A 21640-nucleotide genomic window follows, 5' to 3' on the forward strand; every position below is an offset into this window, starting at 1 on the left:
CATTTGGGGAGACCAACTTATGAACGTACTTGTCTGGGGCGAGAACCGGCACGAACAGGTCGAGCCGCACGTCCGGGAGATCTATCCCGACGGCATGCACGAGGCCATCGCCGCCGGCATCCGCGAGAACCTCACCGATGCCAAGGTCTCCACCACCACCCTCGACGAGCCCGAGCACGGCCTCACCGAGGACGTGCTGGCCGAGACCGACGTCCTGGTCTGGTGGGGCCACGCCGCGCACGGCGAGGTCGAGGACAAGGTGGTCGACCGGGTGTACCAGCACGTGCTGTCCGGCATGGGCCTGGTCGTCCTGCACTCCGGCCACTGGTCGAAGATCTTCGGCAAGCTGATGGGCACGACGTGCACGCTGCGCTGGCGCAGCGAGCGCGACCGCGAACTGGTCTGGACGGTGAACCCGACGCACCCGATCGCCCAGGGCGTGCCGCACCCGATCGAGATCGAGCAGCAGGAGATGTACGGCGAGTTCTTCGACATCCCGGTCCCGGACGAGCTGATCTTCGTGTCCTCGTTCTCCGGCGGCGAGGTGTTCCGCTCGGGCTGCACGTTCCGCCGCGGGCACGGGAAGATCTTCTACTTCTCGCCCGGCGACCAGGACTACCCGGTGTACCACCACAAGGACGTGCGTAAGGTGATCGCGAACGGCGTCGCGTGGGCCCGGACCGATCTGCCGGAGCGGGCCCTGCCGACCCTGCTGCGCTACGAGACCGAAGATTTCTTCAACGGACACGGGTACACCGGTCCCATCGAGGAGCCTGCCGATGCCTGAACCCTTGCGCCTGCTGCAGGTCGGGGCCGGCGGGATGGGGCGCGCCTGGCTGCGCACCATCGCCGCCAATCCCGACGTCGAGCTGGTGGGCCTGGTCGACCTGGACGTCGATGTGGCGCGGGCCGCCGCCGACGAACACGGGTTGCGGGACCTCCCCGTGGCCACCTCGATGGCCGAACTGTCTGTTCTGTTCGAGGCGGTCGTCGACGTCACTGTCCCGGTAGCGCATCCGAAAGTCAGCGTAGAAGCCTTGCTGCGTGGCGTCCCGGTACTGTGCGAGAAACCGCTGGCGGAAACCGTTCGCGAATGCCTGCAGATGGCGGCCGCCTCCGAGCTGAGCGGACAGCTGCTGATGGTCTCGCAGTCCCGGCGCTACTTCCGCGCGGTGAACGCGTTCCAGCGGCAGCTCGCCGAGCTCGGCCCGATCGGCACGCTGTCCTGCGAGTTCTACAAGGCGCCGCACTTCAGCGGGTTCCGCGAGCGGATGGCCGAGCCGCTGCTGGTCGACATGGCGATCCACCAGTTCGACCTGTCCCGCAAGCTGATCGGGTCGGAGCCGGTGTCGGTGTACTGCGACTCGTACAACCCGTCCTGGAGCTGGTTCGACGGCAACGCCGCGGCGTCGGCGATCTTCACGTACGCCGACGGCACCCGCTTCGCCTTCACCGGAAGCTGGTGCGCGGCGGGCCTGGAGACGTCGTGGAACGGCCGCTGGCGGGCCAGCACCCCCGGCGGTACGGCGACCTGGGACGGCGACAACCCGCCCGTCGCCGAGCTGGCGTCCGGTGAAGCGCTGCGCGCGGTGATGGCCGACGAACCGGAGGAGATCGCCGGCTCCCTCGTGGAGTTCGTCGACGCGGTGCGGACGTCGGAACACCCGCAGTCCGAGGTGCACTCGAACGTGATCAGCCTCGCGATGGTGGAGTCCGCCGTGCGTTCCGCGAACACCGGTGCTCCGGTCCGGATCGCCGACGTCATCACCGAGGCCTACACCGAGGCGCTGGCCACCACCCAGGACCCCGATCTGCTGGCCACGTTGAAGTCCTGGGCCGACCCGCTCACCGCGGTCGGCCTCAAACCCTGACGAGCGTTTCACCTCCTGCAACGGGGCGGTGCGAACCTTGCGCTTGCCGCAACGGTCGCACCGCCCGTTGACTGGGACGCATGAAGAGTTCGGTGTTCCGGGTCGAGGAAATGCAGGTTCCGGGTGGTACGGAATCGATCGTGCGCGGCGGACGGGACCTGTTTCCGCTGTTGCCGAAAGCGCTGTCCGGCGTCCGCCGGATCGGCGTCCTGGGCTGGGGACCGCAGGGACGCGCGCAGGCCCTGAACCTGCGCGACTCCCTGGACGGCACCGGCATCACCGTGGCCGTCGGCCTGCGGCCGGGTTCCCGGTCCGCGGAAGACGCGCGGGCACACGGTTTCCGCGAGCAGGACGGGACGCTGGGGGACTGGCTCGAGGTCACGGCAGGCGCCGACCTGGTGATCCTGCTGATCGCCGACGCCGCGCTCGCCGCGCACCACGAGCAGATCTTCGCGGTCCTGAAGCCCGGCGCGACGATTGGCCTGTCCCACGGTTTCCTGCTCGGGCACCTGACCGCGACCGGCAGCGCTTTCCCGGACGGCCATCCGGTGATCGCGGTCTGCCCGAAGGGCATGGGCGACTCGGTACGGCGCCTGTACCAGCAGGGCGCCACGGTCAACGGTGCCGGGATCAACGCGAGCATCGCTGTCCACGCGGACCCTGACGGGCACGCGTGGGACCGGGCGCTCGCGTGGTCCGTCGGCCTCGGGTCGCCGTACACGTTCGCGACCACGCTCGCCGACGAGTACCGCTCGGACATCGTCGGGGAGCGGGCGATCCTGCTCGGCGCGGTGCACGGCCTGGTCGAGGCGCTGTACCGGCATTTCCGCATCGAGGGCGCGGACCCGGTGACGGCGTACGAACGCTCGACCGAGGCGATCACCGGGCCGATCGCGCGGATCATCTCCGACTCCGGGCTCGCGGCGGTACGGACGGCGAGCGGCGACGAGGACCTGTTCGACCGGGCGTACTCCACGGCGTACGGGCCGGCCCGGGACCTGGTCGCGGAGATCTACGACGAGGTTGCCGACGGCACCGAACTGCGGAGCGTGATCCTCGCCGAGCAGCGCCTCGCCAGCCGGCCGATGACCGAGATCGGCGGCAGCCCGATGTGGTCGCACAGCGCGGAGGTGCATGCCCGCCGCGGCACGCCGGAGCAGACCGTTCGTTACGCCCGCGGCGACGACGGTGCGGAGTACGCGGGCGTCGATCCGCTCACCGCGGGGCTGTTCGTCGCGACGATGACCGCGCAGGTCGACGAGTTCGCCGCGCGCGGCCACGCCTGGTCGGAGATCGTCAACGAGTCGGTGATCGAGGCCGTCGACTCGCTGCTCCCGTACATGCACGCGCGCGACGTCGCCTACATGGTCGACAACTGCTCCCGGACCGCCCGCCTCGGCACCAGGCGCTGGGGTCCGCGGTTCCAGGCGGCGTACGAACAGATCGCCCTGCCGCACCTGGACCGGCCTGCCGACCCGGCATTGATCAAGAGCTTCCTCGACAACCCCGCCCACGAGGCCCTGGCTGCAGCGGCGGAACTCCGGCCCTCGGTCGACATTTCCGTCTAGTCCGAGAGCCGCCGGCGGGACGAGTTGGTCAGGCGAGCTCGGCGAGGGCGGTGGCCACCCGGCCGTGGGCGGTTTCGAGGGCGGCCCGGGCAGCCGGGATGGGAGTGCCGGTCAGCAGGTGGACGAGGGCCGGCTTGAGCTCGCCGTCGGCGGCGGCCAGGGCCGTCTCGCAGGCGGCCTCGTCGGCGCCGGTGGCCTCGGCGAGGATCCGGAGCATCCGGCCGCGGAGCTTGTTGTTGGTGGCGACCAGGTCGACCATCAGGTTCGACCAGGTGCGGCCGAGCTTGATCATCAGCGTGGTGGAGAACGCGTTCAGGATCATCTTCTGCGCGGTGCCGGCCTTCAGCCGGGTCGAGCCCGCGATCACTTCGGGGCCGGTGTCCGCGGCGACCACGATGTCGGCCAGCGGCGCCAGCGGGGCGTCCGGGTTCGACGTCACCAGCACGGTGGTCGCCCCGGCCCCGCGCGCGGCCTTCAGTGCGCCGGCGACGTACGGCGTGCTCCCGGAAGCAGCGAGGCCGATGACGAGGTCCTGGCCGGTGACGGCGGTCGCGTCCGCGGCGCCGCCCTCCTCGGAGTCCTCGACGTTCTCGACCGCGCGGAGCAGCGCCTCCATGCCGCCGGCGTGGTGGGCGACCACCAGCCCGTCCGGGACGTGGAACGTCGGCAGCAGCTCGGCCGCGTCCAGGACCGCCAGGCGTCCCGACGTACCGGCGCCGAAGTAGTGCACCCGGCCGCCACCGCGGATCGCCTCGACGGCGGCGTCCACGGCCTTCGTCAGCTCCGGGATCACCGCGCCGACGGCGCCCGCGACCAGGGCGTCCTCGTTGTTCACCAGCTGGAGGATCTCGGACGTGCCCACCGCATCGATGGCCAGCGTCCGCGGGTTGCGCTGCTCGGTCGGTGAGGTCACAGGATCGATGTTAGTTTTCTACTGAAGGATTTTCAATTCCGTTCATCGTTGACGGAAAGGATTGACCTCAGTCGGATCCCTTGAGCCGGTGCCCGCGGACCGCGCTGGCGGTTTCCTCAAGCGCTTTCCGGGCGTCCGGCAGGACTTGCTGCGCGACACCGATGAACAGGCAGTCGATCACCGTCAGTTGCGCGATCCGGCTGGCCATGGCCCCGGAGCGGTACGTCGTCTCGCGCGCGGCCGTGGTCAGCACCAGGTCCGCCGTACGAGCCAGCGGGGAGCGCGGGAAGTTGGTGACGGCAACCGTCGTGGCGCCGTGCTTGGCCGCCTCCTCGAGCGCCTCGACGACCTCGACCGTCGTACCGGTGTGCGAGATGCCGATCGCGACGTCGCCCTCGCCGAGCAGCGCGGCGCTGGTCAGCGCGATGTGTACGTCGGACCACGCGAACGCCACGCGCCGGATCCGGTGCAGCTTCTGCTGCAGGTCGTACGCGACGAAAGCGCTGGCCGCGAAGCCGTACAGATCGACCCGCGGCGCCCGCACGACGGCGTCCACGACCTTGGCCAGGGCGTCCACGTCGACCTGCTGCGCGGTCTCCCGGACCGCCCGCTCGTCGGCGAACGCGACCTTGCTGACAACGTCGGCCAGCGAGTCGCCGGGCTCGATGTCGCCGCCCACCTCCGGGCGGGCGCTCTCCTGCGCCGACTGGGCCGCCAGCTGCAGGCGGAGCTGCGGGTAGCCGGGGACGCCGATCTGCTTGCAGAACCGGATGACCGTGGTCTCCGAGGTGGACGCCACCTCGGCCAGTTCGGAGATCGTCATCGCGGCCACCCCGCCCGGGTCCGCGAGGACCGCGTTCGCCACCCGCTGCTCGGCCGGGGCCAGCGCGGGCATCACCGCGCGGACCCGGACCAGCAGCGGCCCCGTGGGTTCTGGAGAGGTCGTTGAATTCATGACAGCCACGGTACGGCGACTATGCACGAGATGGGATCACCGACGCGAAAGTCTCCAACCTGTTGCGGTAAATGATTCCGGCGTCCGTTCGCCGTCGAGAAGAACACCATCGCTACTCGTGATCTTCACACCGTCGACATACACACCGCGGCCCTGGTACAGCGGATCGCTGGTGTAGCGCCAGCGGATCGTCTGCTCACCGGCGCCCAGCTCGGCGGTCACCTGCTGCCAGTGCCGGTTGCCGGAACCGCTGATCGAGCCGTCGGTGTCGATCACCGAACCGCGGTCCCGCACCGAGAACGGCAGCTTCGTCCAGGTCGTCCCGTCGGCCGAGGTCTCCAGGTACAGCAGATCCGTGTCCTCGGTGTCGACGAACAGGTCGAACGCCAGCCGCGCGCCGTCCGCCGGTGCCGCGACCTTCGTCGCGAGCGTGGTCGTCGCGTTGTCCGTCGTACCGGAGAACCAGGCGTCCTTGCCGTGCCGCGGGCCGACGCCGAGGGCGAGCGCGAGGCCCTGCGCGACCGCGCGCCGGGCCGGGTTGTTGCTGCCCCAGTTGCGGCTCGGGTGCACGCGGTTCGTGAGCAGGATCGCGAACGAGCGGGAGTCGAAGTCGATCACGACGGACGTACCGGTGTAGCCGGTGTGGCCGGCGGTGCGCGGCCCGGACAGGCCCGCCATGTACCAGCGCTGGTCGAGCTCGAAGCCGAGGCCGTGGTCGTTGCCGGGGAAGGCCTGGTTGAAGTTCGTGATCATCGCGGTGACCGAGGATTCCTTGAGGATCCGGGCGCCGCGGTAGCTGCCGCCGTTCAGGAACGTCTGCGCCAGCACGGCCAGGTCGTCCGCGGTGCTGAAGACGCCGGCGTGACCGGCGACGCCGCCCAAAGACCAGGCGTTCTCGTCGTGCACCGAGCCCCACACCATCCCGCGCGGCGGGGAGGCCTGGTACTCCGTGGCGGCGATCCGCTGCTGCTTCTTCGGGTCCGGGTTGTAGCCGGTGTCCCGCATCTGCAGCGGTTTCGCGATCCCGTCGGCGACCAGCTTGTCCAGCGTTTTCCCGGTCACGCGGTGCGCGAGCTCGCCGAGCGCGATCAGGTTCAGGTCGCTGTAGAGGTACTTCGTACCGGGCGCGTTCTGCAGCTTCGCGGTCAGCGCCATCTGCAGCCGGGACGGCGGGTCCGGCTGCGCGCTCCACAGCGGCAGCCAGGACGGAAATCCGCTGGTGTGCGTGAGTGCCTGCCGGACGGTGACGTTTTCCTTGCCGTTCGCCGCGAATTCCGGGATGTACGTCGCGATCGGCGCGTCGAGGTCGGCCCTGCCCTTCTCGACCAGCTGCATCACGACGATCGACGTGAACAGCTTGGACACCGACGCCAGGTCGAAGATCGTGTCGGTACGCATCGGGATCTGCTGGTCCGCGGGCAGCTCCGTCCCGGCGCCGTCGGCGTACTTCACCGCCAGCCCGGTCGCCGACCGGGTGACGATCTTGCCGTCGTGGCCGAGCAGCGTGACCGCGCCGGCGTACAGCGGTTTCGCGGTGCCGTTCGGCTGGGTCCAGGCGGCCACCTGGGCGAGCGCGGCGTCGATCGGCGCCGGGTCCAGGCCGGCCTTCGCCGGGGTGGCGTCGCGCAGCAACGTGGTCTTCGGCGCGTAGCCGTCGCGCGGACGGTCGAACCGGCCGGAGTTGTTGCTGCCAGCAACAGCAGGGCTTGCCATCGTGAGTATCACCGCAGTAAGTGTCGTCAGTGCGGCCCACCGCTTCATCGGTGCGCTCCCTTGTACAGCAGGTACTTCGCCCGTCGGGCCGTCCAGGCGTCGGTCTCGGACTGCCAGGCGGCGACGATCTGCTCGGCGGTCGCGCCGGCCAGCAGCATGGTGCGGAACCGGTCGGACCCGGTGAGCAGGTCGATCCACCGTCCGGGTGGGTTCTCCGCCCGCCAGGTGAATCCGGGGTAGAGCTTACGGGCCTCGACGATCAGGTGCGTCGCCACGGTGATCGCCTCCACCCGGTGCGGGTCGAGGATCTGCACCTGGAGGCCCGCGCACAGGACATTCGCGTTCTTGCTGATCGTGGGCGTGAAGTACGCCTCGCGGAACGCGACACCCGGGAGATTCTTGGCCTGCAGTGCCTGCGCCCAGCGGTGGTCGACGTACGGCGCGCCGATCAGCTCGAACGGGCGCGTCGTACCGCGGCCCTCGGACATGTTGGTGGCCTCGAACAGGCACAGGCCCGGGTACAGCAGCGCGGTGTCCGGGGTCGGCATGTTCGGGCTCGGCATTACCCAGGGCAGCCCGGTGTCGTCGTACAACTGGTCGCGTTTCCAGTTCGACAGCTCGATGACCTCGAGGTCCCGCAGCCGGCCGCCGTTCGGCTCCAGCGGCAGGTACTCGGCGTCGAACATCCGGGCCAGTTCGCCGACCGTCATGCCGTGCTGCTGGAGGATCTGCTTCTTGCCGACACCCGAGGTGTAGCCGGGCTTCAGCATCGGGCCGCGGGCGTAGCCGCCGACCGGGTTCGGCCGGTCCAGGACGACGAACCGGGCGCCGGTGCGGACCGCGGCCAGCATCGCCTCGAACATCGTCCAGATGTAGGTGTAGAACCGGGCACCGACGTCCTGGATGTCGAAGACAACGGTTTCCACGCCGGACTGCGCGTACAGCCGGGCGAACTTGTCCGCGTTCGCGCCGTACGCGTCGTAGACCATGATCCCGGTCCGCGGGTCGACGTGGTCGCCCTCCGAGCCGCCGGCCTGCGCGCTGCCGCGGAAACCGTGTTCTGGCCCGAACACGGCGACCACGTCGACCTGGCCGGACGCGTGCATGGTGTCCACGATGTGCGTGAAGTCGGACAGGATCCCGGTCGGGTTGCTGATCACGCCGACCTTCTGCCCGGCCAGCGCCCGCCAGCCGTCCTGCGCGAGCACCTCGGCACCGGTCAGCACCTTCCGGTGCGTCACGGCCTGCGCCGCCTGCACGTCGATCAGCGGGGCGGCGGCGAGGGCACCGGCGCCGGCAAGCAAACTGCGTCGCTTCATCAGATCTCCTAGGAACGGAACGAGAGGTCGGCGATCACGGCGCTGTGGTCACTGGCCGCCTCGGCGACCGGGACCTCGGCGGGTACTTCGGCCTTCCGGACGCGCAGGCCGGCGCCGACGGCGACGAAGTCGATGCGCTTGGTGCCGCCGACCGCGGGGTAGGTGTTCGGGCCGCCTGCCGTGGTCGCGGCCGCGGTCCAGGAATCGGTCAGCCGGGTCCACAGGCCGGCCAGTTCCGGCGCGCCCGCCTCGGCGTTGAAGTCACCGGTCAGGATCTGCAGGTCCCGGCTGTCGTCGGCGGCGAGGATCTTCAGCGTGTCGCCGACCTGGGCGAGCCGGACCGACGGGTCGCCGCGGTAGTCGAGGTGTGTGCTGTACACGTGCAACCGGCGGCCGCGGACGTCGACCTCGGCCTCCAGGAAACCGGGTGCCGGCGCGGGCACCGGGTTCGGGTCCTGGGTGGACAGCCGGGTGATCGGGTGGTTCTCGAAGCGCACGATCGGGAACCGCGACAACAGGCCGACCCCGTACTGCCGTCGCGGCTTGCCGTCGGCGGGCGGGTCGAGGTCGTAGATCGGCGCGAACGCCGGGTGCATGCCGAGCCGGGTGGCCAGCTCGGCGATCGTGTCGAGCCACTGGCTGCGGGCGCCCCAGTGCACGTCGACCTCCTGCAGCCCGATGATGTCCGCGTCCAGCGCCTTCAGTGCCCGCGCTGTCCGGTCGAGGTCGAAAACGTTGTCCGTCCCGGCGCCGGCGTGGATGTTGTACGAGGCAACCGTCAGTCGGGTCTCCGCGGCGTCGAAGGTGAGCCCGTGGCCGAACGGGTACAGCACCGGCGCCGGGCCGGGCTGGTTCGGGTCCGGCTTTTCCGGAATCTCGACCGGAAGCTTTCCGGCCGGCGCGATCTCGCCGTACAGGACCTTGGCGAGTGCCTCCATCGAGACGGCCGTGGTGCCGTACGTGACGAGCGAGGTCGCGGGCTCGGTCTGGAAGTACGCGACGTCGTACGGGTCGCGGACCGGCACCACGATCACCGGGCGGCCGGCGGCGAGCAGGGCGTTGACGAGCTTCTGCTGCTTCGCCAGCTTGTCGGTGACCTTGGTGTCCCAGGCCTTGTTGGTGAGCACAACGGTCAGGTCGGCGTTCGCGGCGGCGGCCACGGCATCCGCGATCCTGCTGTCGCTGGGCGCGCTGCCGGTGTCCTTCACGATCGCGGTCGCGCCCCGGGTCTGCAGCGCGGTCGCCAGCGCCCGGGGGCTGAAGCCTGCGACGACGATCGTGCGGGGCGCGGGGGAGAGCGGAAGCAGGTCCGCGTCGTTGCGCAGCAGCGTGATGCTGCGGTCCGCGATCCGCTGCGCCTCGGCGTAGTTGTCCGGCGTACCGACGACCTTCGCGATCTGGGACAGGTCGACGTACAGCGCGTCGACGAGGCCGGTCTCGCGCTTGAGCCAGAGGATCCGCCGGACGCTCTCGTCGATGCGCGCCTCGCTGATCCGGCCGCTGCGGACGGCGTTCAGCACCGAGTTGTACGCGAGCCCCGGGTCGACCGGCATCAGCAACTGGTCGACCCCGGCCTCGATCGCCCGGAGCGGGATCTCCGCGTCGCCGTACTTGTCGCGGACGCCCTTCATCCCCAGCGAGTCCGTGATCACCACGCCGTCGAACCGGAGCTGCTGCCGCAGGATCCCGGTCAGGATCGGCTTGCTCAGCGTCGCCGGGTCGCCGGACGGGTCGAGCGCCGGGACGACGATGTGCGCGGTCATGATCGACTGGATCCCGGTCCGGATCGCGGCCTGGAACGGCGGCAGGTCGATCCGGGTCCACTCCTCGCGGGTGTGGTGGATCTCCGGGATGCCGACGTGGCTGTCGGTGTCGGTGTCGCCGTGGCCGGGGAAGTGTTTCGCGGTCGAGACGATCCGGCCGTCGCGCTGGTAGCCCTTGACCTGCGCGGCGACCAGTTCCGCGACGAGCGCCGGGTCGGAGGAGATGGAGCGGACACCGATCACCGGGTTCAGCGGGTTCACGTTGACGTCCGCGTCCGGCGCGAAGTCGGTGGTGATGCCGAGCGCCCTGAGTTCGCGGCCGCCGATCGCCCCGGCCTTGCGCGCGAACGCCGCCGAGCGGGTCGCGCCGAGCGCCATCCCGCCGGGGAACTGGGTGGCGGGCGGGCCGACGCGGACGACCACGCCGTACTCCTGGTCGGTGCTGATCTGCAGCGGGACACCGCTGGCCGCGAGCGACGCGGCCTGCAGCCCGTTGGACAGCCGGCCGATCTGGTCGGGGTCGCGGACCGAGTCGGTCCACGCGAAGTAGATGACGCCGCCGAGGTTGAACTTCGCCACCACTTCGGCCGGCGTCGCGACGCCGTACAGGCTGGTGTTGCGGGCGTCTGCGGTGTCGGCGCTGGGTCCGTACGCGTAGCAGACGAACAGCTGGCCGACCTTCTGCTCGAGGGTCAGCCGGTTCAGGGTGTCGCGGACCCAGGGGTCGCGCTGGGCAGAAGCGGTCGTGGTTCCGGCGACCGTCGATCCGGCGACGGCGGCCGCCGCTAGTCCGAGGGTCTGGCGTCGGGTCAGTTCCATCGGTGTCACCAACTCAGTCCGGGCGGGCAGGGGCGAACGCCAAGGTAATTGAATTACTGATACTCCCCCGCGACGCGAAAGTTACCCACGCATACACGCCGGGTCAAGAGTCGGTGACGGGAAGTGGGACAGCTCGACGCCGGCGTGCAGCGGAGCCGCGACGGCGAGGACCGCGCCGGGGCACGGCGGGTACGTCACGGCGACTCCGGGCGCTCGGTCGACCGCGCCGCCGCCGAGTGGCATCTCGCGGCGCAGGCCCGAACCGTGCAGGCCGGTGCCGAGGGCCTTGCCGACGGCTTCCTTCGCCGTCCACAGGCGCAGAAACGCCGTCAATCGATCCGGCTGCCGGGCCGTCCAGTCCAGCTCCCGTGGGGTGAACCAACGATCGGCCAGCGGGCGGAAGTCGCGTGGCCGGATCTCCTCGAGGTCGACGCCGATCGGACCGTCGTACGACGCGGCGACCGCGAGCCGGTGGTGGGTGTACGTGATGCTGACTGCGAGGCCGGGGATGTGCGGGCGGCCGGCCGCGTCGTGGGTCAGCGTCGGACGGTCGACGAGAGTGCTCGCGAGGCCGAGGAGGAAATCGTGTGCCGCGGCGCGCGGCCCGGCGGGGGCCAGCCACACGTGTACCGAGCTCTCCACGGGATCAAGATAACTTGTCGACAAATGGACCGGCGTCAACTGGTCCTCTCTGCGGGGTGCCAACTGGATCTGTAGGGCGTACCGGTATTTCCCTAGTTTCGAGGTATGACCACCACTTGCGAGATCCCGGCGACCAGCGTCGATCGACTTGTCAGCAGCCAGTTCGTGCGGCTGCTGGTGATGGTGTTCGGCTCCGGCCTGAGCATGTACCTGCTGACCTCGGTCGTCCCGCTGTACCTGGCGGCGCACGGCTCCGGTGGGGTCGGCGCCGGGGCGTCCACCGCCGCGATGATGTTCTCCGCGGTGGCCGTGGAGCTGGTGGTGCCGCGGATGCTGGCCCGCTGGGGATATCAGGTCGTGCTCGGGCTCGGACTGGTCCTGCTCGGTGCGCCCTCGCTGGTGCTGCTGGCGTCGGCGTCCCTGCCGCTCGTGCTCGCGGTCTGCGTCGTCCGCGGCGCCGGCCTCGCGATCCTGGTGGTCGGCGCGGTCGCGCTGGTCGCAGAGATCACCCCCGCGGTCCGGCGCGGTGAGGCGCTCGGGGTGTACGGCGTGGCGGTCGGCGTCCCTGCGGTGATCGGTCTCCCGCTGGGTGTCTACCTGACGCAGGTGATCGGCTTCGGCGCCCTGTTCGTGCTGGCGGCGGCCACTTCGCTCGCCGGTCTCGTCGCGCTTGTCGGTCTGCCCGGGCGCATCGCGGTCGAGGATCAGCACGTGCACGTTCTCGGCGGTGTCCGGCGGAGCGGTCTGCTGATGCCGACCCTGGTCTTCGCCGCGGTCACCTTGGGGGCCGGGATCAGCGTCACGTTCCTTCCGCTGGCTGTTGCCGGGGACAAGCAGTCGATGGTTGCCGCGGCGCTGTTGTTGCAGGCGATCGCGGCGCCGTTGGCGCGCTGGCTGGCGGGGCGGTACGCCGATCGCCTCGGTCCTGCTCGACTGCTCGCGCCCGCGGTCGTGCTGGCCGCGGCAGGCGCCGGATCACTCGTTTCCTGCCGAGTTCGGCCGCGATCCTGATCGGCTCGACCTGCTTCGGGCTCGGCTTCGGCGCCGCGCAGAACCTGACGCTGACCCTGATGTACAGCCGCGTCGACCGCTCCCGCTACGGCCAGGTCAGCGCGCTCTGGAACCTCGCGTACGACGGTGGCTGGGGGCTCGGCGCGCTGGCCTTCGGCGCGATCGTCGCGGGCACCGGCTATTCGGCGGCCTTCGCCCTGACCGCGGCGGTCGTCGCGCTGGCCGTCGTACCGACGCTGCGGTCGCGCCGCTGACCTGCCGGGGTCAGAGCTCGCGGGTCTTGTGAGGCAGAGTTTTGCGGGTCAGAGTTTGCGGAGGCGGACCCAGCGGACGGCGTGGTCGGCGCCCTTGCGGAGGACCAGCGTGGCGCGGGAGCGGGTCGGGAGGATGTTCTCGCGCAGGTTCGGGCCGTTGATGCCGTCCCAGAGCGACTCGGCCTTCTTGATCGCTTCCTCGCGACTCAGCTCGCCGTAGCGGACGAAGTACGACTCCGGGTTGCGGAACGCCGTTTCCCACAGTTTCAGAAAACGTGCGACGTACCAGGACCGGATGTCGTCGGCCGCGGCGTCGACGTACACCGAGAAGTCGAAGAAGTCGCTGACCGCGAGGCCGCTCTTGCCGTCCGCGTGCCGGGGCGCCGGCTGCAGTACGTTGAGGCCTTCGAGTAGCAGGATGTCCGGCTGCTCGACGGTCGTCCGGACGCCCGGCATCCGGTCGTAGTGCAGGTGCGAGTAGACCGGCGCCTCGACGGTGTCCATACCGGACTTCACCTCGACGACGAAACGCAGCAGCGCCTTGCGGTCGTACGACTCCGGAAACCCCTTGCGCTGCATGAGATTGCGGCGCTCGAGCTCGGCGTTCGGCCAGAGGAAACCGTCGGTGGTGACGAGCGCGACGCGCGGGTGCTCGGGCCAGCGCGCGAGCAGCTCGCGCAGCAGCCGGGCGGTCGTCGACTTGCCGACGGCAACGGATCCGCCGATCCCGATCACGAACGGAGTGCGGGTCTCGACGGGTTTGCCGAGGAAACTCTCGGTGTCGGCGTGCAGCGCGCGGGCGTGCCGGACGTACAGCGACAGGATCCGGGACAGCGGCAGGTACACCTCGCGGACCTCGTCCATGTCGATCTCGTCGCCGAGACCGCGCAGCCGCTCCACCTCGTCCGCCGTCAGCGGAGAGACGGTGGTCTCGGCCAGCTGGGCCCAGGTGGCCCGGTCGAGCTCGGTGTAGGGAGTCACCTCCCGCGGCGGCTGCAGCATGTCGCCCATTCTTCCCATCGGTGCGCGATGCACCCACATCGGGCGGGCGTGGCCTTGGTCTCAGCTGTGGCACAGTGTCACAGCTACGGTACGGTCTCGAAACTTTCGGTCATCGGTCCGTGACCGTCCGGTATGTCAGGATCTGGCCCCGATGATGGATCACGCCTGGCTGGCGACCCAGCGGCTTCCCGAGGTCACTGTGCACGCGTCCGGTGTCCTGGCCCAGACGATCCGGGCGGAGGTGCGGCAGACACGCCGGTTTCGGACCGACGTACAGGTTGCCGTGTGCACCTTGGCGCGCGTCCGCGAGACCGCGCTGTGGCGGGAGGTCGAGGCCGCCGTACCCGAACACGGGCTCGGTGTCGAGGGGTTCGTGGTGGTGCGACGGGGCAACGATCTGGTCGTCGCCGCCGAGGGCGGTCACGGGCTGTTGTACGGGTACTTCTACGTCCTGCGGTACTTCGAGTGGATGACGGACGACTTCACCGTCGTCGAGCAGCCCGCGGTGCCGATCCGGATGCTGGACCACTGGGACGAACTGTCCGGAACGGTACGCCGGGGATACTCCGGCGGCTCGATCTTCTTCCGCGACGGCGCGGCGGTGCCAGACCTCGGCCGGGTTCGGGCGTACGCGCGGTTGCTGGCGTCGATCGGGATCAACGCGGTCGCACTCGCCGCCGCGGAACTGCCGGACGTCGCGCGGCTGGCCGGCGTTTTCCGCGAGTACGGGATCGCGGTCAGTCTCGCGGTGGACTTCGTCGACGATCCGCGGGACGAACGGGTGGCCGCGTGGTGGGCCGCGTCGGTGGCCCGGGTGTACGACGTCGTTCCCGACCTGGGCGGTCTGGTCGTCCGGGACGCCCGGGACCTCGAGGGCGCGAACCTGCTCGCGCGGGCGGTGGCGCCGTACGGCGGAACGGTTTTCTGGCGGTGTTCCGGCGCGGTGCCGGAAACGGACTGGCGGGACCGCCGGACGGATCGCGCGCGGGCCGGGTACGACGCGTTCGTCCCGCTCGACGGGCGGTTCGAGGAAAACGTTGTTCTGCAGGTGCAGCACGGGCCGCTGGACTTCCAGGTCCGGGAGCCGGTCGCGCCGCTGCTCGGGGAAATTCAGGAAACCGCTTTCGGTCTCGAACTGCAGGTCACGCAGGAATTTTCCGGCCAGCAGCAGGACCTGTGCTACCTGGGGCCGTGGTGGCGGGAGATCCTGCAGTTCGACACCACCGGTGGCGGCGGGCCGACGGTGGCCGACCGGATCGGTGCGATCGTTGCCGTCTCCAACGTCGGCGACGACGCCAACTGGACCGGGCACAAGCTTGCCCAGAGCAACCTGTACGCGTTCGGCCGGCTGGCGTGGGACCCGGCGGCGGATCCGGTCAGCCTGCTGCACGAGTGGGCCGCGGCGACGTTCGCGACGGACGACCGGACCCGGACCGAGCTGGTCGCGATCCTGGCGGGTTCGTGGCGGACGTACGAGCGGTACACCGCGCCGCTCGGCGTCGGGTTCATGGTCACGCCGGGATCGCACTACGGGCCGAGCGTCAACGGGTACGAGTACTCCGGGCGGGGCGCGAGCCACTACGCGGACCGGTACGGCGTCGGCGCGGACCGGACCGTGAAGAGCGGGTCCGGGTTCACGGCGCAGTACCCGGAACCGCTGGCGAGTCGGTACGAGGACGTCTACACCTGTCCGGACGAGTTGTTGCTGTTCTTCCACCATGTGCCGTACGACCACGTGCTGCAGAGCGGAAGTACGGTGCTGCAGCACATCTACGACACGCATTTCCAGGGGTACGCCGAGGTGGAGGCGATGGCCGCGCGCTGGCAGGCGATCGCGGACAGGTTCGAGCCCGCCGTCCGGGAGAACGTGAACGCGCGGTTCGCCTTCCAGCTGGCGAACGCGCGCGAGTGGCGGGACCAGGTGAACACCTTCTTCTACCGGTTGAGCGGCGTACCGGACGCGCTCGGGCGCACGATTCACCGCTAGCGATTCCGCGGACCGCTACGCTGGTCCGAAAGTTTCGGATCGGGAGGCGGCGTGGGCGAACGGCCGACCATTGCGAAGATCGCCGAGCAGGCCGGGGTGTCGGTGCCGACCGTCTCCAAGGTGCTGAACGGGCGCGCGGACGTGGCCGCCGCGACCCGGGCGCGGGTCGAGAGCCTGATCCAGGAGCACGGGTACCGGCGGCGGAGCGCGAGCCCGCCGGCCGGGCCGATGATCGACCTGGTGTTCAACCAGCTCGGCGGCGAGTGGTCGATGGAGCTGATCCGGGGCGTCGAGGAGGTCGCCCGCTCCGAGGGCGTCGAGCTCGTGCTGTCCGAGTGCGGCGGCGCGCTGCGGCCGCGCCAGGAGTGGATCGAGTCGGTGCTGAACCGGCGGCCGCTCGGCGTGATCATGGTGTTCTCGGACCTCGACGCCGACCAGCGCGCGCAGCTGGAGACGCGGCGGATCCCGTTCGTGGTGGTGGATCCGGTCGGCGACGTCGGGGACGACGTACCGTCGATCGGCTCCGCGAACTGGAACGGCGGCCGGCAGGCGACGACCCATCTGCGGTCGCTCGGCCACACCCGGATCGGGATGATCGGCGGCCCGGTCGAGACGCTCTGCTCCCGGCAACGCGTCGACGGCTACACGGACGCGCTGCGGTCGACCGGGGTGGAGGTGGATCCGGAGCTGATCCGCTGGGCCGATTTCGAGGTCGGCGGCGGATACCGCGAGGCGCTGGCTCTGCTCCGTCTGGCCGAACCGCCCACCGCGATCTTCGCCGGCAGCGACATGCAGGCCCTGGGCGTCTACCAGGCCGCGCGCGAACTCGGCCTCGACGTACCACGCGACCTGTCCGTCGTCGGCTACGACGACCTGCCACTGGCCCAGTGGGTGACCCCCGCCCTCACCACAGTCCACCAACCCCTCCAGCAAATGGCCCAGCTCGCCACCCGGGTAGTCCTCGACCTCTCCCGAGGCCGAACCCCCGCAGCCCTCCGCCTGGACCTCGCAGTCGACATGAAAGTCCGCCACTCCACGGCCCGCCGCGGCGCCGGAGGGGCTGACCGCTGATCCGGAAGGGAGGCGGTTAGGGTGGCTGCATGATCGTCGGCGTGGGTATCGATGTGGTCGACGTGGATCGGTTCATGCGGACGCTGGAGCGGACGCCGGGGTTGCGGGACCGGGTGTTCACCGCGAGCGAGGCGGTGAAGCCGCCGGCCTCGCTGGCGGCTCGGTTCGCGGCCAAGGAGGCGCTGGCGAAGGCGCTCGGGGCGCCGGCCGGGATGCACTGGCACGACGCCGAGGTACAGACCGACGACACCGGGCGGCCGTGGCTCGAGATCACCGGTACCGTCGCGACGCAGGCTGCGAAACTCGGCGTCCAGAGCATGCACCTCTCCCTGAGTCACGACGCCGGCATCGCGTCCGCGGTCGTCGTACTGGAGGGCTGACCGTGTCCTCCCCGGCTGCGTTGGAGGTCTGAGCATGCGGCACGCGTACACCGTCGAGCAGGTGCGAGCGGCCGAGGCCGAACTGATGGCGAAACTCCCGGACGGCACCCTCATGCAGCGCGCTGCCACCGGACTTGCGGTTGCCATCGGCAACTTCCTGGGCGGGGTGTACGGCGCTCGCGTCGTACTGCTGGTCGGCTCCGGTGACAACGGCGGCGACACGCTGTACGCCGGTGCGCGCCTGGCCCGCCGCGGCGCGCACGTCACGGCCGTACTCCTCACGCCCAAGGTTCACGAAGCCGGTCTCGCGGCGCTCGCCGCAGCCGGCGGCCGCGGCATCACCACCAGCGGCGAGGTCTCCGGCGAGGTGACCGGCGACGTCGCCCACGAGATCGCCGCCGCCGACGTGGTGGTCGACGGGATCGTCGGGATCGGCGGCCGCCCGGGCCTGCGCCCCGACGCCCTCGCGACGGTGCGACTGGCCGAACAGTACGGCGTACCGATCGTCGCCGTGGACACGCCGTCGGGGGTCGACGTCGACACCGGCGAGACTCCGGAGCCGCATGTCGACGCCGCGTTCACCGTCACGTTCGGCACGCACAAGATCTGTCATCTCGTGGATCCGGCCGCGTCCGCGTGCGGCCCGGTGCACCTAGTCGACATCGGCCTCGACCTGCCGCCGGCGCATGTGCAGTCGCTGCAGGATTCCGACGTACGGGCGCTCTATCCCGTGCCGCACGGGGAGTCCGACAAGTACTCGCGTGGGGTTCTCGGGCTGATGGTCGGGTCGGCGGAGTACCCGGGCGCGGCGGTGATCGCCACCGCCGGGGCGCTCGGCGGGCCGGTCGGGATGGTGCGGTACGTCGGACCGGACGCGGTCGCGGCGGCGGTACGGGAGGCGCATCCGGAGGTTGTCGGGGCCGGGCGGGTGCAGGCGTGGACGATCGGGTCTGGGCTTGGTTCGGAGCTCGACGTACGGCGGGTTCGCGAGCTGCTGGATGCGGACGAGCCGGTGGTGCTGGACGCGGACGGTCTCAAGGCGCTGGACGATTCGGGTGACCATGTCGATGTGCTGGCCACGCCGCATGCGGGGGAGTTGGCGCGGTTGCTCGGGGTCGAGCGGAGCGCAGTCGAGGCCGAGCGGTTGAAGCATGCGCGGCTGGCGGCGGAGCGGTTCGATGTGACGGTGCTGCTGAAGGGTTCGACGACGGTCATCGCGAGCCCTGATGGTGAGGTCCGGGTGAACACGAACGCAACGCCGTGGCTGGCGACGGCGGGGTCCGGCGATGTGCTTGCGGGTCTTTGCGGCGGGTTGCTGGCTTCGGGGCTGACGCCACTCGACGCGGCATCGGTGGGCGCTTATCTCCACGCAGCCGCGGCCCACCTTGCCTCCGCCAACGGCCCCGCCACGGCCACCACCATCGCCCACGCCCTACCCGAAGCCACCCGCCGGCTGTACGTCTAGCCCACGCGGGCTCTCCACACCACTCGCGTCAGGGTTGTGCGACGAAGTCCAGGCCGCCCGTCGTGTTGCGGATCTGGAGGGTCGAGCCGTCGAGGTTGTAGACGCGTTCGCCCTGCAATCCCTTCAGCAGCGCGGATTCCAGGTCGGCGGCGGCACCGGTGCACGCCCGGCGGGTGGTGGCGAGTTCGCCGAAGGTGAGTTTGCCGGCGGACCGTGCGACCTTGCCCTGGAACTCGTTGCAACCGGTCGACCCGGTGACGCGTTCGCCGTTCAGGGTCATCCACGCTTTCTCGGAGCCGGCGTGGTGTGCCGCGGTGTCGCCGCTGACGATCGTGTTCAGGGTCCACTTGGTCCCGTCGAGGGCGGGTGTGGGTGCGACGGACTGCTTGTCGGCCAGCGTGATCGTCGTACTCTCCGTCGTCACCACCAGCCTGTCGCCGTCGAGTTTCCAGGCCGGGTCGGCCGCGAGGATACGACCGATCCAGGCGTCCTCGTCCTCGGCGCGGCCCATGCAGCCGATCAGCGTCGACGTGATCTCCTTGCCGGTGCTGAGCCGGCCGTCGGCGGTCGAGATCGTCGCCTCCGACGTGTTGCAGCCCGCGTTCCACGACATCCGGCCGTTCGTGGTGAACCTCAGCAGGACCTTCGTGTCCGGCCGCGGTTTCCCGTTCTCGGTGACCGACGTGGACACGAACGTCCGGCCGGTGAGCGACTCGGGATCGCCGCCGGGGGCCGCCTCGGTCCCGCAGGCGGTGAGCGCCAGCAGGCCGGTTCCGATGAGTGCCAGCATCCGCTTCTTCACACCCTCAAGACGCTGTTCGAGGCGCCGATGTTGCAGGTGAAGGGTTCGTTAAATCAGGACCCCGACTTGACACCGGATGATCACGGTTCGATAACGTACGGCGCCGTACGCAAGCTTCCTGGGGGATCACCAGAGCCAGACAGGAAGGTTTCGCATGTCCCCCTCCCCAGCCGTCCGGCGCCGCGCCCTCCCCGCGGCCCTCCTCGCCGTCGGCGCGCTCGTCACGGTTCCGGTCGTCGTCCATGCGAGCAAGGACTCGCCGGTCGCGACCGCCGCAGCCAGCAGTACGACGGCCCTCCCGGCCGTCGGCCGCGTCGAGACCTGCGTCATGGACACGTACTCCGGCTGCACCGTGCTGCACGGGTTCGGCCAGAAGCCGGTCGCGATCACCGCGACCGCTGCCGGTCCCGCGACGCTGTCGATCGACCCACGCCGTACGACGGACACCAGCTACCGGCTGCGTGCGATCCGGTACGACGGTCAGCGGTACGCCGCCGGTACCAAGCTCACGTACACGGTCCACTACGACTTCACCCCCACACCGGCCCAGCCGACGACACCGGCACCGACCAGCACGTCCCCGACGGCCGCCCCGACGACCACCACCCCCACGAAGCCGCCGACGACGAGCACGCCCACCGCCTCGCCGACGAGCAGCACGCCAACCACGAGCAGCACCCCGACGAGTACGCCGACGCAGACCACGACGACGCCGACCGCGAGCCCGACGAGCCCGACGAGCACCGCGACGACCAGCCCGAGCAGGACCTGCACCAACCCGTCGTTCGTCACCACGGCGACCGGCAACCAGGGGGAGGGCCGGACGTTCGGCGCGTACTACGTCCACAACAACATGTGGAACAACCACAACGGCACCTACACGCTCGCGGCCTGCAACTACGACAACTGGTACGTCGACGTCACGCAGCCGCTCCCGGGTGACCGTGGCGTGCAGGCGTACCCGAACGTGCACAAGGACTACAACGACGTACCGCTGTCGAAGATCAAGTCCGCGACCTTCGCCGCCACCACCCCCGCGAACTGCAGCGCCTGCATCTACAACGTCGCGTTCGACGCGTGGATCGGTGACGGGCTGAACAACGAGCTGATGATCTGGACCGACAACAAGGGCCAGGTCCCGGGCGGCCAGAAGGTCGGAACCGTCACGTTCGGCGGCTTCACGTACGACGTCTGGCACCGCGACGGCTACACGGCGTACGTCTCCCAGGTCACGCAGAAGTCCGGGACGATGCCGCTGGCCAGCTTCTTCAACGACATGGTCAGCCGCGGCTGGGCGCCGAAGGCGACGACCTGGCAGGTCGACTACGGCGTCGAGGTCGTGTCCACCGGCAACACCAAGCAGCGCTTCACCTTCACCGACTTCTCCCTCCAGGAGAACTGATCCACCTCTTGGGCGGTCGCCGCGGTCCCGCGGCGGCCGCTTAGGGTGCTGGTGTGATCGGACTGGTGATCTTCGACAACGACGGCGTGCTGGTGGACTCCGAGCGGCTGGCCAACACGATCCTGGCCGAGTTGCTCACCGAGGCCGGGCTGCCGTACACGTTCGAGGAGACCGTGCGGGACTTCATGGGCGGTTCGATGGCCTCGATGCGGCTGAAGGCCGAGGCCCGGCTCGGGCGCCCGCTGCCGGCCGACCTCGAGGACCGGTACCACCAGCGGCTGTTCGACGGTTTCGCGAACCTGCGGGCGATCGAGGGCGTCGAGGCGGTGCTCGATCACCTGGAGGCTCGCGGGATCACCTACTGCCTGGCGTCCTCGGGGACGCACCGGCGGATCCGTACGGCGTTGACCGCGGTCGGCTTCCTGGACCGCTTCGAAGGCCGGATCTTCAGCGCCGAGGACGTCGCGCACGGCAAACCCGCACCGGACCTGTTCCTGCACGCCGCCGCGACGATGGGCGTCAAGCCGGCCGACTGCCTGGTGATCGAGGACAGCCCGCTCGGCGTCGCGGCCGCAGTCGCCGCGGAGATGAAGGTCTTCGGGTACGCAGGCATGACCGACCCCGCCAAACTTTCCGATGCGGACACGGTTTTCCACGACATGACCGCCCTGGCCGACCTGATCGACGCCGCCTGAGACACTGG

The 21640-nt window shown here is 70.1% G+C and carries 19 protein-coding genes; 11 read left to right on the forward strand and 8 right to left on the reverse strand.

Going from position 1 to position 21640, the window contains the following annotated elements; all coding sequences use genetic code 11:
* Positions 1-19: 19 nt before the first annotated feature.
* From ABN611_RS17765 to ABN611_RS17775, 3 genes are all read left to right on the forward strand, one after another.
* Positions 20-787 carry a ThuA domain-containing protein gene (locus tag ABN611_RS17765; RefSeq protein ID WP_350280979.1) on the forward strand — a complete coding sequence of 256 codons (768 nt, stop codon included), beginning with the start codon at positions 20-22 and terminating at the stop codon, positions 785-787.
* The gene (locus tag ABN611_RS17770; RefSeq protein WP_350280980.1) at positions 780-1871 is read left to right on the forward strand and encodes a Gfo/Idh/MocA family oxidoreductase; all 1092 of its coding nucleotides are present in this window, start codon (positions 780-782) and stop codon (positions 1869-1871) included. Before ABN611_RS17765 ends, ABN611_RS17770 begins: the two co-directional genes overlap by 8 nt.
* 80 nt (positions 1872-1951) lie before the next feature.
* Positions 1952-3439, forward strand: coding sequence for a ketol-acid reductoisomerase (locus ABN611_RS17775; protein ID WP_350280981.1), 1488 nt, complete (start codon positions 1952-1954; stop codon positions 3437-3439).
* Positions 3440-3467: 28 nt separating this feature from the next.
* Here ABN611_RS17775 and murQ read toward each other — a convergent pair whose 3' ends face one another.
* From murQ to ABN611_RS17805, 6 genes are all read right to left on the reverse strand, one after another.
* Complete coding sequence (gene murQ / locus ABN611_RS17780; protein WP_350280982.1) at positions 3468-4352, reverse strand: N-acetylmuramic acid 6-phosphate etherase; 885 nt, start codon at positions 4350-4352, stop codon at positions 3468-3470.
* 67 nt (positions 4353-4419) lie between these two features.
* Positions 4420-5307 (reverse strand): MurR/RpiR family transcriptional regulator, encoded by an 888-nt coding sequence (locus ABN611_RS17785; protein ID WP_350280983.1) that lies wholly within the window; start codon positions 5305-5307, stop codon positions 4420-4422.
* A 36-nt stretch (positions 5308-5343) separates the two neighbouring features.
* A complete protein-coding gene (locus tag ABN611_RS17790; protein ID WP_350280984.1) occupies positions 5344-7068 on the reverse strand; it encodes a serine hydrolase domain-containing protein in 1725 nt (574 codons plus the stop codon).
* Positions 7065-8339, reverse strand: a complete 1275-nt coding sequence (locus ABN611_RS17795) for a DUF1343 domain-containing protein (protein WP_350280985.1) — start codon at positions 8337-8339, stop codon at positions 7065-7067. The genes ABN611_RS17790 and ABN611_RS17795 overlap by 4 nt, the downstream gene beginning before the upstream one ends.
* An 8-nt stretch (positions 8340-8347) precedes the next feature.
* Positions 8348-10921 (reverse strand): glycoside hydrolase family 3 N-terminal domain-containing protein, encoded by a 2574-nt coding sequence (locus ABN611_RS17800; RefSeq protein ID WP_350280986.1) that lies wholly within the window; start codon positions 10919-10921, stop codon positions 8348-8350.
* Positions 10922-11002: 81 nt separating this feature from the next.
* Positions 11003-11563, reverse strand: a complete 561-nt coding sequence (locus ABN611_RS17805; RefSeq protein ID WP_350280987.1) for a 4'-phosphopantetheinyl transferase superfamily protein — start codon at positions 11561-11563, stop codon at positions 11003-11005.
* A gap of 105 nt (positions 11564-11668) precedes the next feature.
* Here ABN611_RS17805 and ABN611_RS17810 point away from each other — a divergent pair, with 105 nt between their 5' ends.
* Positions 11669-12574, forward strand: coding sequence for an MFS transporter (locus ABN611_RS17810; protein ID WP_350280988.1), 906 nt, complete (start codon positions 11669-11671; stop codon positions 12572-12574).
* 59 nt (positions 12575-12633) lie between these two features.
* Positions 12634-12828 (forward strand): hypothetical protein, encoded by a 195-nt coding sequence (locus tag ABN611_RS17815; protein ID WP_350280989.1) that lies wholly within the window; start codon positions 12634-12636, stop codon positions 12826-12828.
* Between the two features lie 48 nt (positions 12829-12876).
* Here the strand turns inward: ABN611_RS17815 and coaA are convergent, their stop codons facing one another.
* Positions 12877-13830, reverse strand: a complete 954-nt coding sequence (gene coaA / locus ABN611_RS17820; RefSeq protein ID WP_350280990.1) for a type I pantothenate kinase — start codon at positions 13828-13830, stop codon at positions 12877-12879.
* 151 nt (positions 13831-13981) lie between these two features.
* Between coaA and ABN611_RS17825 the strand changes: the two genes are divergently transcribed.
* The 4 genes from ABN611_RS17825 to ABN611_RS17840 are packed head-to-tail and all read left to right on the forward strand — an operon-like array spanning position 13982 to position 18733.
* Positions 13982-15817 (forward strand): alpha-glucuronidase, encoded by a 1836-nt coding sequence (locus ABN611_RS17825; RefSeq protein WP_350280991.1) that lies wholly within the window; start codon positions 13982-13984, stop codon positions 15815-15817.
* Positions 15818-15868: 51 nt separating this feature from the next.
* Positions 15869-16888, forward strand: coding sequence for a LacI family DNA-binding transcriptional regulator (locus ABN611_RS17830; protein ID WP_350280992.1), 1020 nt, complete (start codon positions 15869-15871; stop codon positions 16886-16888).
* Between the two features lie 29 nt (positions 16889-16917).
* The gene (locus ABN611_RS17835) at positions 16918-17268 is read left to right on the forward strand and encodes a holo-ACP synthase (RefSeq protein ID WP_350280993.1); all 351 of its coding nucleotides are present in this window, start codon (positions 16918-16920) and stop codon (positions 17266-17268) included.
* Between the two features lie 34 nt (positions 17269-17302).
* On the forward strand, positions 17303-18733 hold the full coding sequence (locus ABN611_RS17840) for an NAD(P)H-hydrate dehydratase (protein WP_350280994.1): 1431 nt from the start codon (positions 17303-17305) through the stop codon (positions 18731-18733).
* A gap of 28 nt (positions 18734-18761) precedes the next feature.
* On the opposite strand, the gene ABN611_RS17845 is transcribed toward ABN611_RS17840, so the two are convergent.
* Positions 18762-19523, reverse strand: a complete 762-nt coding sequence (locus tag ABN611_RS17845) for an META domain-containing protein (protein ID WP_350280995.1) — start codon at positions 19521-19523, stop codon at positions 18762-18764.
* 166 nt (positions 19524-19689) lie between these two features.
* On the opposite strand from ABN611_RS17845, the gene ABN611_RS17850 reads away from it, so the two are divergent.
* Both ABN611_RS17850 and ABN611_RS17855 read left to right on the forward strand, forming a co-directional pair.
* Positions 19690-20937, forward strand: a complete 1248-nt coding sequence (locus ABN611_RS17850; RefSeq protein WP_350280996.1) for a hypothetical protein — start codon at positions 19690-19692, stop codon at positions 20935-20937.
* A gap of 53 nt (positions 20938-20990) precedes the next feature.
* Positions 20991-21632, forward strand: coding sequence for an HAD family phosphatase (locus ABN611_RS17855; protein WP_350280997.1), 642 nt, complete (start codon positions 20991-20993; stop codon positions 21630-21632).
* Positions 21633-21640: the final 8 nt, after the last annotated feature.

The sequence above is a fragment of the Kribbella sp. HUAS MG21 genome, from assembly GCF_040254265.1.
Taxonomy (GTDB): Bacteria; Actinomycetota; Actinomycetes; order Propionibacteriales; family Kribbellaceae; genus Kribbella.

What these genes read in the sequence shown, in the direction of transcription:
- ABN611_RS17765 (WP_350280979.1), top strand. Translation starts at nt 20, where the DNA reads ATGAACGTACTTGTCTGGGGCGAGAACCGGCACGAACAGGTCGAGCCG.
- ABN611_RS17770 (WP_350280980.1), top strand. Translation starts at nt 780, where the DNA reads ATGCCTGAACCCTTGCGCCTGCTGCAGGTCGGGGCCGGCGGGATGGGG.
- ABN611_RS17775 (WP_350280981.1), top strand. Translation starts at nt 1,952, where the DNA reads ATGAAGAGTTCGGTGTTCCGGGTCGAGGAAATGCAGGTTCCGGGTGGT.
- ABN611_RS17785 (WP_350280983.1), bottom strand. Translation starts at nt 5,307, where the DNA reads ATGAATTCAACGACCTCTCCAGAACCCACGGGGCCGCTGCTGGTCCGG.
- ABN611_RS17790 (WP_350280984.1), bottom strand. Translation starts at nt 7,068, where the DNA reads ATGAAGCGGTGGGCCGCACTGACGACACTTACTGCGGTGATACTCACG.
- ABN611_RS17795 (WP_350280985.1), bottom strand. Translation starts at nt 8,339, where the DNA reads ATGAAGCGACGCAGTTTGCTTGCCGGCGCCGGTGCCCTCGCCGCCGCC.
- ABN611_RS17800 (WP_350280986.1), bottom strand. Translation starts at nt 10,921, where the DNA reads ATGGAACTGACCCGACGCCAGACCCTCGGACTAGCGGCGGCCGCCGTC.
- ABN611_RS17810 (WP_350280988.1), top strand. Translation starts at nt 11,669, where the DNA reads ATGACCACCACTTGCGAGATCCCGGCGACCAGCGTCGATCGACTTGTC.
- ABN611_RS17815 (WP_350280989.1), top strand. Translation starts at nt 12,634, where the DNA reads ATGTACAGCCGCGTCGACCGCTCCCGCTACGGCCAGGTCAGCGCGCTC.
- coaA (WP_350280990.1), bottom strand. Translation starts at nt 13,830, where the DNA reads ATGCTGCAGCCGCCGCGGGAGGTGACTCCCTACACCGAGCTCGACCGG.
- ABN611_RS17825 (WP_350280991.1), top strand. Translation starts at nt 13,982, where the DNA reads ATGATGGATCACGCCTGGCTGGCGACCCAGCGGCTTCCCGAGGTCACT.
- ABN611_RS17835 (WP_350280993.1), top strand. Translation starts at nt 16,918, where the DNA reads ATGATCGTCGGCGTGGGTATCGATGTGGTCGACGTGGATCGGTTCATG.
- ABN611_RS17840 (WP_350280994.1), top strand. Translation starts at nt 17,303, where the DNA reads ATGCGGCACGCGTACACCGTCGAGCAGGTGCGAGCGGCCGAGGCCGAA.
- ABN611_RS17845 (WP_350280995.1), bottom strand. Translation starts at nt 19,523, where the DNA reads ATGCTGGCACTCATCGGAACCGGCCTGCTGGCGCTCACCGCCTGCGGG.
- ABN611_RS17850 (WP_350280996.1), top strand. Translation starts at nt 19,690, where the DNA reads ATGTCCCCCTCCCCAGCCGTCCGGCGCCGCGCCCTCCCCGCGGCCCTC.